Source organism: Umezawaea sp. NPDC059074, from assembly GCF_042738955.1.
Lineage (GTDB): Bacteria > Actinomycetota > Actinomycetes > Mycobacteriales > Pseudonocardiaceae > Umezawaea.
Genome location: NZ_JBHYHC010000212.1, coordinates 1 through 11278 on the forward strand (window position 1 = coordinate 1; position 11278 = coordinate 11278).

Below are 11278 nucleotides of genomic sequence, written 5' to 3' on the forward strand. Positions count from 1 at the left end.
TTTTTTTTTGTTTTTTTTTTTTTTTGTTGTTTTTGGTGGGTTGTTTTTTTTTTATATTTGAGTGGTGGCGTGGCCTTTGTTTTTGGGTGGTGTGGGGGTTTGGGGGGGGGGGGGGGGACGGGCGCCCCACCGGAAGCGCCTGGCTAACTCAGGTCAGTGCACGCTTTCGCGTCCGGGTCGGTGCCCGCCTTGGGGACCCAGCGGACGTTGGCGAACGAGGCCGAGAGCGGGCCGTCGGTGTACACGAGGAAGGGAGTGTTGACGCGTTCGAAGTCCAGGCCGCCCGCCGCGAAGCAGGAGACCGGGATCTTCACCGTGTTCTTGCCCGCGGGCAGGTTCGTGAGCAGGTTCGTCACGGGGACCTCCGCGAAGCACGGGTACAGGCAGTGCGTGCTCACCACGGTCCTGTTGGTCGGCGGCTGGTTCACGATGACGTCGAAGACCAGTGCCGCGTCGGTGTTCAGGTAGCCGCGCAGGTCGTTGCCGGTGCCGGGGCTCTGCATGTACACCTGGCCGGGGCCGGTGCCGGTCCAGGTGACCTTCAGGCCGTCCTGCTGCACGTTCACGTCGGCGGGGACGACGTTGAGCTCGGCGTGGGCGGCGGTGCCGTCGACGCCGATCTCGGTGCCGCCCCAGTTCTCCGGGGACCCGATGTAGGACTTGTACGGCGGGACGTCCTGGCGGTTGAAGATCTCCAGGTCCTCCGTCGCGTTGCCGCCACCGCCGCCACCGCAGGTCGCGGGGGACTCCTCGCTCTGCGCGGGAACGGTGGTGCGGCTGGAGTTGGTCAGGCCGTAGCCGAGCTTGAACAGCGGGTCGTAGCCCTCGTCACCGGGGTTGAGCGGGGACTGGCAGGCGCTCTTCGGCCACGAGTAGCTGAGCTTGCCGGTGTAGCCCGCGCCGGTGTTGCGGCCGCGGACCAGCAGGTCGGCGACGCCGCCGCCCTCGGTGCCCGGCAGCCAGGCCGCCACGAAGGCGTCCGAGCGGTTGAGCTCCTTGTTGACGTGCAGCGGACGGCCGGACACGTACACCGTGACGACCGGCTTGCCCTTGCCCGAGACCTTGTCCAGCACGGCGAGGTCGCCGGGGTAGAGCTTCGCGGCCTCCATGGTGCGGCGGAGGTCGCCGTTGCCCTCGGCGTACGGGGTCTCGCCGATGACGGCGACCACCGCGTCGAACGCGGCCGGGTCGACGCCGTCGGCGGTCTCGCTGAACGTCACGTTCGCCGTGCCGAGCGCCTCGCGCAGCCCGCCGAGGATGGTGGTGCCGTTCGGGAAGTCGGCGTTGGTGTTGCCGGTGCCCTGCCAGGTCAGCGACCAGCCGCCGGTCTGGTTCTGCATGCTGTCGGCGCTCTTGCCGACGACCAGCACCTTCGACCGCGACCCGAGCGGCAGGACGCGGTTGTTGTTCTTCAGCAGCACCTGCGACTCGCGCACGGCCTCGCGGGCGATCTTCTTCGAGTCCAGCGCCTTCGCCGACCCGGCCAGCTCGCGCTCGGACGGCTTCGGGGCGGAGAACAGGCCGCTGCGCAGCTTCACGCGCAGGATGCGGGTCACCGCGTCGTCGATGCGGGCCATCGGGATCTGGCCGCTCTGGACCTGCGCGGTCGTGTTGGCGATGAACGCCTTCCAGTCGTTCGGCACCATGATCACGTCGATGCCCGCGTTGATCGCCTGCGGGCAGCTCGAATTGGTGCAGCCCGCGACCTGGCCGATGCCGTTCCAGTCGGAGACGACGAGGCCGTCGAAGCCCATCTTCTTCTTCAGGATGTCGTCCACGGCCTTCTTGCTGCCGTGCAGCTTGCCCTCGTTGATACCGAGGTCGGCGTTCGTCCAGCTGTTGAACGACACCATCACGGACTGGGCCCCGGCGGCGAGCGCGCCGTAGTAGCCCTGGCCGTGCAGGTTGATCATCTCGGCCTCGGAGGACGGGTTCACGCCCTGGTCGGCGCCCTTGATCGTGCCGCCGTCCCCGATGAAGTGCTTGGCGGTCGCGATCACGCCGTTCTCGCCGAGCCTGCGCGAGGTCGACTCCTGGAGGCCCTTCACGACCTCGTAGCCGTACGCGCGGGTGATGCGCGGGTCCTCGGAGAAGCCCTCGTACGTGCGGCCCCAGCGGTCGTCGCGCACGACGGCCAGCGTCGGTGCGAACGCCCAGTCCTGGCCGGTCGCGCGGATCTGCTCGGCGGTCGCCTCGCCGATGTCGCGCACCAGGCACGGGTCCTGCGCCGCGCCGAGGCCGATGTTGTGCGGGAAGAGGGTCGCGCCGTACACGTTGTTGTTGCCGTGCACCGCGTCGATGCCCCACAGGACCGGGATCTTGGTCCGGGTCTCGACCGACGCCTGCCAGTACGAGTCGGCCAGCGCCAGCCACGCCTGCGGGGTCGCGTGCTTGTCCTTGTTAGGCCACGCGCCGCCGCCGTTGAGGACCGTGCCGATGAAGTAGTTCTTGACGTCCTCGGGCGTGATCGCGGTGATCTCCGGCTGCGTCATCTGGCCGATCTTCTCGGCCAGGGTCATGTCCGCGACCATCTTCGCGATCTTGCGCTCGTCGAAGGCGTTCTTGTCGATCTTGCTGTCGACCTTCGGCCAGTCCTTGAGCGTCGGCAGCTTGTCCTCGATCCGGGCGCAGCCGTTCCGGTCCAGGTTCGGTCGCCCGACGGTGGGTTGCCGGGAGCCGCCCTTCTCGGTGTCGGGAGCGGCGCTGGAGTACCCGGCGGTGGCGCCGGTCAGGAGCGACAACGTCGTCAGCACTCCGAGCGCACTGCGTTGTGCGCGTCTCCAGGCAGGGGATGTGATCATGGACTGTCCGTTCTCGTGGGCGGGCAGGGTGCAGCCACTCCGGGCGGCGGTGAATCGATCCTGTCCGTGCCGCCCTGCCTGCGTCAATGGTTTTCGGGGAGCGCTCTCCTGTGCCTGCGTTCCCGGTTTTCGGCGTCTCGATAGGGCCTCGAACGGTGTCCGGGTTGTCCGGGTTGCCGCGAGCGGTTCCACCCGGTCGTGCTCAGGTTCTTCTCACCTTGGCGAGGCAGACTGGGAGGTACGGGAAAGGAGCCCCCATGAGCCTCGTCGGATCGCTGCTCGGCACGGTGCTGCTGCTGTTCTGGTTGGTCATGCTGGTTCGGTTGGTGTTCGACTGGGTGGGAGTCGTGTCGACGTCGCCCGCGCCCGCGTGGACCGGCCGTGTCCGGTCCATCAGCTGGTCGATCACCGAACCCGTCATCGCCCCCGTCCGCCGGGTGCTGCGCCCGGTCCGGGTGGGAGGGGTGTCCATCGACCTGGCGTTCACCGCGGTGCTGGTCGGGGTCCTCGTGCTCCGGGCCATCGTTGCCGCGGTCTTCTGAGAGGTATCCGGAGCATGGAACTGACCAAGTTCGGCCACGCGTCGGTGGTGTTGGAGCGCGACGGTCGTCGGCTGGTGATCGATCCGGGGGTGTTCACGGACGCGTCTGCCTTGGACGGGGCCGAGGCGGTGCTCATCACGCACGAGCACGTCGATCACTTCGTGGAGGAGCGGATTCGGGGGGTGTTGGCCGAGGTGCCGGGGTTGGAGGTGTGGACCAATCCTGCTGTGGCGGCTGTGTTGGGGGATGTCGGGGGGCGGGTGCATGGTGTTGGGGCCGGGGATGCGTTTTTGGCTGCCGGGTTTGATGTGAAGGTTTTTGGGGAGTGGCACGCGGTTATCCACCCGGATATTCCTTTGGTGCGGAATGTTGGGTTTTTGGTGGATGATGCCGTGTTTCATCCTGGGGATGCGTTGATCGCGCCGGATGTGCCGGTGGAGGTGTTGTTGGTGCCTGCGCATGCTCCTTGGTCGAAGACCGGGGAGTTGGTGGACTGGGTGCGTGAGGTGAAGCCTGTCAGGGCTGTGGGGATTCATGACGGGTTGTTGAACGAGGTGGGGTTGGGGTTGGTGGCTCGGTTGTTGGGGGATGGGGGGCCTGGGACTGGAGCGCCTTATGGGCAGGTGGGGGTGGGGGAGAGGGTGTCGGTGGGGTGAGTTGGGCGGGCTGGTGCGGGCGGTGTGGCCTCGCCCCGATCGCGCGATTATTTCGATGTTTTTTGAGCTTTGTCAAGGCTGGAAAGACGCCTTGACAAAGCTCAAAAAACACGAAGGGCGCTGAGGATCGGGGTGAGGTCACCAGTCTGGGCGATGCTTGGGGTGCGTGCTTCCGCTTTGGGGTGAGTGGGCGGGTTCGCTTTTGGTGCGTGGGTGGCTTGCTTGGGTTTCGTTTGTGTTTGTGTTTGTGGTTAGGCTGCGCGTGGTTCGGTTTTTTCTAGGACTGTTCGTAGGGTGTCCAAGCCCCGGCTGGTTTGGCTTTTTACTGTGCCTGCGGTGATGTCCAGGGCTGCGGCTGTCTGTTCTACGGACATGTCGTAGTAGTAGCGCATGAGGATGGTTGCTCGTTGGCGTGGGGCCAGGCCTTCCACGGCGTTGCGGAGGACCATGCGGGTTTCGTGGTCCATCCCCTCCGCTGTTGGCATGTCCTCGTGGGTGGGGAGGAGGTCTACGCGTTTTGCCCAGCCTGTGCGCTGGTTGCCGATGTAGGTGCGGAGGATGATGGTGCGCACGTAGGCGTCGAGGTTCTCGATCGCGAAGAGCTTCGTCCAGTGGGCGTAGAGCTTCGTCTGCGAGGTCTGCACGAGGTCTTCCGCGTTGTGGCGGTCGCGGCACAGGCGCAGGGCCACCTGGAGCATCCAAGGGCCGCGTGACGTCACGTACTCGACGAAGCTCGCCCGCTGATCGGTCCTCATGCCACCTATTGGCCGCACGCGGGTGTTGCGTTGCAGAAATCCTGGAGTGTGACCGGGGGCACAGGTCAAGTCGCCGATGGTGATCTGGCGGGATCAGTCAGGGTGGTGACCCGAATAGCCGATGTCGCCGTGTGCGCTGTTGTCCCTAACGTCGCAGTGGCTCGACGACGAGCGTGCTGACCGAGGGAGTCCTGCCCCATGACCACCGCCGGGCTGTCGCCGGAGTTCCGCACCGTCGAGGACGTCGTGCGGTGGTGTCGTGACGTCGTGGGGGGCGCGTTGCGCGTCGAGGTCGATCAGTTGCCGCACTCGATGCGTCGTATCGCCGGATATCACTTCGGGTGGGTGGATCGGCACGGTGATCCGGACGTGGGGGACTCCGGCAAGTTGATTCGGCCCGCGTTGGTGGTGCTGGCCGCGACGGCCGTTGGTGGGGCCGCGGTGGACGCTGTGCCTGCGGCGGTGGCGGTGGAGTTGGTGCACAACTTCTCGTTGCTGCACGACGACGTGATGGATCGTGATGCCGTGCGGCGGCATCGGTCGACGGCGTGGACGGTGTTCGGGGAAGCGCCCGCGATCCTGGCTGGGGATGCGCTGCTGGTGTTGGCGCCGCAGGTGGTGGTGCGGGCGGGTGAGCGGTGGAGTGCGGTCGCCGCGGAGTGGCTGACGCGGGCGGTGTTCGACCTGTGCGAGGGGCAGCACGCGGATTTGGCGTTCGAGGCGCGGGTGGATGTCGGGTTGGACGAGTGCGTGCGGATGGCGGCTGGCAAGACCGGTGCGTTGCTCGGGTTGTCCTGTGCGTTGGGGGCGCTTGTCGGTGGTGGTGAGCCGGAGCGGGTGACGAGTTTGCGGGCGTTCGGTCATCACCTGGGGTTGGCTTATCAGTTGGTCGACGACCTGTTGGCGGTGTGGGGTGATCCGGCGGTGACCGGCAAGCCCGTCGGGGCGGATCTGGTGAGTCGGAAGAAGTCGTTGCTGGCCGTGGCGGCGTTGACCTCGGGGACTCCCGCGGCCGGGGAGTTGGCGGAGCTGTACCACCGTGAACGGCCGTTGGAGGCGGACGAGGTGCCGCTGGTCAGTGCGCTGATCGAGCGGACCGGTGCGCGGGAGTGGGCGCGGGCGCGGGCCGCCTCGGAGATGGCGTTGGCGGCCGGGCACCTGGAGGCCGCGGAGTGCGAACCGGCTGTTGCGGAGACGCTGCTGGACGTGGCGCGGAGGGTCGTCGGGCGTGACCACTGACTTCCGGTGGACCGGTCGGTGCGAAAAGTCGGTCGATTTGCGGCGAATCGATGAACCGGCCTCGTCGGGTGTCCGTATGCCTCGTCAGGAGACCCAGGAGGCCATGGATGCGCGCCCGCTTGCTCGTCGTCGCGGTGATCGGTTTGATGATGTCGTTGTCCGGATGTTCGTCGCTGCTCGGTGACTCGGCGGCCGGTTCCGCCGGGGCCAACGACGCGGACATCGTGTTCCTCCGGGACATGATCCCGCACCACCAGCAGACACTGGAGATCAGCGGGCTGGTCAAGTCGCGCTCCAAGAACCCCGCCGTGGTCTCCGTGGCGGACGCGATCACCGCCGAGGGCAGCGCCGAGATCGACAAGATGAACGGCTGGCTCGGCGAGTGGAAGGTCGGCGTCACCGACAGCGGCCACCAGGCCCACGAGATGGTCGTGGCGCCGAAGGACGTGTCGGTGCTCGGCGGCTACACCGGCCCCCAGTTCGACAAGCAGTGGTCGCCGCTGATGGTGCGCCACCTCCAGGACGGCATCAAGATGGCGCAGGCCGTCGAAACCGCTGGTACGCACGCCGGCGTCAAGGCGCTGGCGCAGGAGATGGTCAAGGTCCAGACCGGTCTGGTCTCGACGATCGAGCAGGCCGGAGCCGCTGCCTGACCCGGACGCGAAAAATGTTCTAATCCCGTTGAACCGCGGCCCGGCATCGCACGTAGGCCAAGGTGTCGGAGTTGTAACGAGAACGGCGTGCTGCGGTTCACGACGAAGATGGGACCAGTCATGCGACCGATTCGCCGGACCACGTGGTCCAACCACGCGGACTCTTCGAGTCAGTCGGGGGTGGAGGGGGTTTGAGACCCAACAAGCCGAATCCTCCTGTCCTGCTCACCACCTCCCACAAGGTGGCGCAAGGACGTCTGTCGGACTTCTCGGTCGGAGCCAGGGGACTGGTGAGCGCCGCCCAGCGCTCGCCGGGCTGCCTCGGCGGCTCGGTGTCCGGCTCGCCGGACGACGACCGGATCTGGCAGATCGTGTGCCGCTTCACCGACGAGGCGGCGGCCGACGCCTGGGCGCGGTCGTCGTCGAACGCCCGCTGGGGCCGGTACATGCAGAAGTACTCGATGCAGATCGGGGTCACGTTCTCCAACGGCGTGACGCCGCTGGACCAGTCCACCGCGCAGTCGATGTCGCCGGTCTACGGCGACGACGACGTGGACGTCCCCGGTCGCCCGCCGCAGGGCAAGCGCCGGGTCGTGCTGGCGATCTTCGTGTTCGTGGTGTTCTTCGGCGCGGTGATCACGGCCAACGGCATGGCCGTGAAGATGCTGCCGAACGTGCCGCCGCTGGTGCGGATCCTGGTGCTGTGCTTCGCCATGACCGGTCTCGCGGCCTGGGTGCTCCCGCCGCTGCTCGGTCGTGGCGGCGACAAGGCGCCGTCCGAGCCGAAGGAGTCGCGCAAGCGGCCGAAGGAACCGGAGATCAACACGCCTAGGACGCGCAGGCGTGCCCCGGAGGTCGACAAGCGCGGTCGTCGGGTCGAGCCCGTGCAACGCGACCTCGTGCCCGAGCCCGCACCGGCCCCCGCTCCGGCCCCGCCGCGCGGCGGTGGTGGCAGGCGCGGGCGGCAGGCGCCGCAACCGATGCCCGCCAGCAGCACGTTGACCACGATCGAGCCGGTCGGACCGCCGCCGCAGAGCAGGCGTCGCGCCGACCGCCGTCCCGTGGCCGCGCAGCAGTCGGCCGAGCGCGCGGCGAGCCGTCGGGAACCGGAACCGGTTCGCCTGCGGCCGTTGAACCTCGACGTCGGACCCATGATGGAGGCGCCGACGCCTCCGCCCGCCATGGCTCCGCTGCCGAACCCGCGCGGTGGCTTCTTCCCGTCGTCGCCGCACAAGGACTCGCGGAACTAGGGAACGCACGGCAGGCGCCCACGGGCGGGGACGACATCGTCGTCCCCGCCCGTTTCGCGTTGTCTGCTCCCTGTCGTCGGGTAAGCGCATACCTGGAACGCGGCGACGCCCCGTCCGCTAGGTCCGAACGGATAAAATTAGGCCTTGAATTAAGGCCTGAAGTTGGGTTGTCTTAGGGTGCCCGACCGATGCCCGCATCGGCATGCACTGCCTGAGGAGACATCGATGTCTTCAGCGGGACCCGAGACACCCCAAGGGGTTCAGGGAGCATGCCCGAGCGCGCGTCCGCCGGGGCCACCGCTACGCCGCCCCCTGCCGGTGGCAGGTTCTTCCCCTGTCGAAACCCTGTGAGAGGTCCCTGCATGCGCACCAACGCCGGTTCCAGCAGAATACGCAAGACCGTCCAGTTGTTCGCCCTGCTGCTGGCGGGGCTGTTCGTCGTGGTGAGCCCGGCCATCGGTCGCGTGGAGGCGAAGGCGGCGCCCGCGTTCAAGGTCCTGGCCTTCTACAACGGCACGTGGGACGCCGCCCACATCAACTGGGTCAAGGAAGCCAACGTCAAGTTCCCCCAGATCGCGGCGCAGAACAACTTCAGCTACACGTCCACGACCAACTGGAACCTGTTGAACGCCAACGACCTGGCGCAGTACCAGGCCGTCATGTTCCTGGACGACGCGCCGACCGGCGCGGCGCAGCGCTCCGCGTTCCAGAGCTACATGGCCAACGGCGGCGGCTACTTCGGCTTCCACGTCTCGGCGTTCACCGACAACGCCAACAACTGGCCGTGGTTCTACAACACCTTCCTGGGCTCCGGCACCTTCAAGAGCAACACCTGGGGCCCGACCACGGCGGTGCTGAAGGTCGAGGACCGCACCCATCCGTCGACGCTCCGCCTGCCCGACAAGTTCACCTCCGCGGTGAGCGAGTGGTACAGCTGGAACAACGACCTGCGGAACAACTCGAACATCAAGATCCTGGCGTCGGTCGACCCGTCCAGCTTCCCGCTCGGCAGCGACCCGAACCAGCAGTGGCGCAGCGGGTACTACCCGATCATGTGGACGAACAAGAACTACAAGATGCTGTACGCCAACTTCGGCCACAACGCGATGAACTACGAGACGAACCAGGGCCTCTCGTCCACGTTCGACAGCGAGATCCAGAACCGGTTCATGCTCGACGGCCTGCTGTGGCTGGGCGGCGCGAACACCACGCCGCCGACCACCACCACGACGACCCCGCCCGGTGACCCGGTGATCTCGCCGACCGCCTGGTACGCCGTCGCCAACCGCGGCAGCTCCAAGTGCGTCGACGCGCGCTCGGCCGCCACCGCCAACGGCACCGCGATCCAGCAGTACACCTGCAACTCCACGCTGGCCCAGCAGTACCAGTTCGCCGCCACCAGCGGGGGGTACGTCCGCATCAACAACCGCGGCAACGCCGCCCAGGTGATCGACGTGAGCAACACGTCCACCGCCGACAACGCCGCGCTGCACCTGTGGGCGTACGGCGGCGGCAACAACCAGCAGTGGCTGCCGGTCGCCGAGTCCGGCGGCTACTTCCACTTCACCAGCAGGCTCAGCGGCAAGTGCCTGACGGTGCCGGGCGGGTCCACCGCCGACAGCGTCCAGCTCGTGCAGCTGACGTGCAACGGGTCGGCCTCGCAGTCGTTCAAGTTGACGCAGCAGAGCTGATCGCTCCTCCTGGCGGCCGCCCGTGTTCCTTGCGGGCGGCCGCTGCTGTGTTCTAGGTCAGTTCGCCGCGAGCCAAGGCTCGGAGGGCCTCGGCTCGGCGTTGGTCCATGGCGAGTTTGAAGTCGATCTCGACCTGTTCGCGGGCGGACTGGGCGTCGGCGTCGAGTTCTCGTTGGCGCTTCTCGGCTTCGGCGATGATGGTGCGGGCTTGGGCGCGGGCGTCGCGGAGGACGAGTTCGCGTTCGGCGTCGATCTCGTCGCGTTGACGGCGGGTGTCCTCGGCGAGGCGGTCGTAGTGGCCGCGGAGTTTGGCGGCGGAGGCTTGGGCGGCGGCCCAGCCCGCTTGGGCGCGTTCGAGGACGGACGCGGCCTCGGCCGTGGCGACCTCGACCATGACGGCCAGGCGGAACGGGAGGACCTCGATGTCGAACGGGGTGCTGCACACGCGGTTCAGCTCGTCGCGCAGGGTTTTCGTCTCGGCGCGGGAACGGTCGAGCATCTCGGAGAGGTGTTCGGCGCGGGCCGTGCAGGCGTCGCGGTCGGCGGCCAGGTCGCGGAGGTCGTGTTCGAGGTCGTGCACGTAGTCGTCGACCTCCTCGCGGTGGTAGCCGCGCCAGCTCAGGTCGAACCCCGTTCGCAGCGGCACCAGGTCCTCCACGCTGTGGACGCTCATCGGCTGTTCCTCCGCTCGTCACGACTCGGGCCCTTTTCCCGTACTACGGATGGCGGGGGTGGTCGGTTCTGAGCAGACTGGATCCATCACGAGCACACCGGAAGTGGATCGCGCCGCCGACGAGCTGTACACCCTCCCGCCGTCGGAGTTCGTCGCTGCGCGGAAGAGGTTGGTGGACTCGGCTGGGGATCGGGGTGTTGCGAAGGCCATCGGGGCGCTGCGGCGGCCGACGGTGGCTGCTTGGGCGGTGAACCTGGTGGTGCGTGGGGGTGGGTCTGAGTGGGAAGAGGCGCTGGAGTTGGGGGAGTTGCTGCGGGAGGCGCAGCGGAGGTTGCACGGGAGTGAGTTGCGGAGGTTGGACGTTCGGCGGCGGGAGATGGTGGGGGTGTTGACCTCGCTGGCCGAGTCTTGCGTTGGTGGGTTGCCTGGGGATGCGTTGGAGCAGGTGCGGAACACGTTCATCGCGGCCATGGCGGATGAGGGGATGGCTGCGCAGGTTTGTTCTGGGCGGTTGGTGAAGGGGCTGGAGTACTCGGGGTTCGGGCCGGTGGGGGAAGGGGCCCCGGTTGATGATCTGTCCGAGCGGCGGGAGATGCGGCGGGAGCGGCGGTTGGTTGCTGCTCGGGAGGCGGCTGCTGAGGCTGCTGAGCGGGTGGAGGGGTTGGGTGGGGAGGTGAAGGCGGCTGTTGCGGCTCATGCTTTGAAGGTTCGGGAAGTGGAGGAGTTGAAGGCCGCCTTGCGGGATGCGGAGAGGGGGGCTCAGGCTGCGGGGAAGGTGGTGGAGAAGGTGCGGGGGCGGTTGGAGGCGGCTCAGGAGGCTCGGGCTGCTGCTTTGGGTGAGGTGGAGGAGTTGTCTCGGGGGCGGTGAGGGGGCCGGGTGGGGTTCCTGGGTTCCGGGTTTCCGGGAAATGTCGTACCCCTGTCGTAGCGTGTGTGTCGGGGGGTTCTCACGGGCGGGGGACCTCTGGTGAGATGTGTTCGTGTTTGTTTGAAGTGGTGTTGACCTGCGGGTTTGTGG

The 11278-nt window shown here is 67.4% G+C and carries 10 protein-coding genes; 7 read left to right on the plus strand and 3 right to left on the minus strand.

Annotated elements, in window-relative coordinates:
• Positions 1-143: 143 nt before the first annotated feature.
• Positions 144-2801 carry an exo 1,3/1,4-beta-D-glucan glucohydrolase gene (locus ACFWW9_RS44010; RefSeq protein ID WP_390389241.1) on the minus strand — a complete coding sequence of 886 codons (2658 nt, stop codon included), beginning with the start codon at positions 2799-2801 and terminating at the stop codon, positions 144-146.
• 257 nt (positions 2802-3058) lie between these two features.
• Between ACFWW9_RS44010 and ACFWW9_RS44015 the strand changes: the two genes are divergently transcribed.
• The gene (locus ACFWW9_RS44015; protein WP_390389243.1) at positions 3059-3343 is read left to right on the plus strand and encodes a YggT family protein; all 285 of its coding nucleotides are present in this window, start codon (positions 3059-3061) and stop codon (positions 3341-3343) included.
• A 14-nt stretch (positions 3344-3357) separates the two neighbouring features.
• Positions 3358-3999, plus strand: a complete 642-nt coding sequence (locus tag ACFWW9_RS44020) for an MBL fold metallo-hydrolase (protein WP_390389245.1) — start codon at positions 3358-3360, stop codon at positions 3997-3999.
• A 251-nt stretch (positions 4000-4250) separates the two neighbouring features.
• Here the strand turns inward: ACFWW9_RS44020 and ACFWW9_RS44025 are convergent, their stop codons facing one another.
• Positions 4251-4754: a SigE family RNA polymerase sigma factor gene (locus ACFWW9_RS44025; RefSeq protein WP_390389247.1), complete on the minus strand. Its 504-nt coding sequence runs from the start codon at positions 4752-4754 to the stop codon at positions 4251-4253.
• A gap of 198 nt (positions 4755-4952) precedes the next feature.
• Between ACFWW9_RS44025 and ACFWW9_RS44030 the strand changes: the two genes are divergently transcribed.
• The 4 genes from ACFWW9_RS44030 to ACFWW9_RS44045 all read left to right on the plus strand — a co-directional run bounded on the left by ACFWW9_RS44030 (position 4953) and on the right by ACFWW9_RS44045 (position 9587).
• Positions 4953-5993: a polyprenyl synthetase family protein gene (locus ACFWW9_RS44030; RefSeq protein WP_390389249.1), complete on the plus strand. Its 1041-nt coding sequence runs from the start codon at positions 4953-4955 to the stop codon at positions 5991-5993.
• Between the two features lie 107 nt (positions 5994-6100).
• Positions 6101-6646, plus strand: coding sequence for a DUF305 domain-containing protein (locus ACFWW9_RS44035; protein WP_390389252.1), 546 nt, complete (start codon positions 6101-6103; stop codon positions 6644-6646).
• Between the two features lie 191 nt (positions 6647-6837).
• Positions 6838-7896, plus strand: coding sequence for an antibiotic biosynthesis monooxygenase (locus ACFWW9_RS44040; protein WP_390389254.1), 1059 nt, complete (start codon positions 6838-6840; stop codon positions 7894-7896).
• Between the two features lie 362 nt (positions 7897-8258).
• Positions 8259-9587 (plus strand): ThuA domain-containing protein, encoded by a 1329-nt coding sequence (locus tag ACFWW9_RS44045; protein WP_390389256.1) that lies wholly within the window; start codon positions 8259-8261, stop codon positions 9585-9587.
• Between the two features lie 52 nt (positions 9588-9639).
• Here ACFWW9_RS44045 and ACFWW9_RS44050 read toward each other — a convergent pair whose 3' ends face one another.
• The gene (locus ACFWW9_RS44050; RefSeq protein ID WP_390389258.1) at positions 9640-10260 is read right to left on the minus strand and encodes a DivIVA domain-containing protein; all 621 of its coding nucleotides are present in this window, start codon (positions 10258-10260) and stop codon (positions 9640-9642) included.
• 49 nt (positions 10261-10309) lie between these two features.
• On the opposite strand from ACFWW9_RS44050, the gene ACFWW9_RS44055 reads away from it, so the two are divergent.
• Positions 10310-11128 carry a hypothetical protein gene (locus tag ACFWW9_RS44055; protein WP_390389261.1) on the plus strand — a complete coding sequence of 273 codons (819 nt, stop codon included), beginning with the start codon at positions 10310-10312 and terminating at the stop codon, positions 11126-11128.
• The last annotated feature ends 150 nt before the right edge of the window (positions 11129-11278 follow it).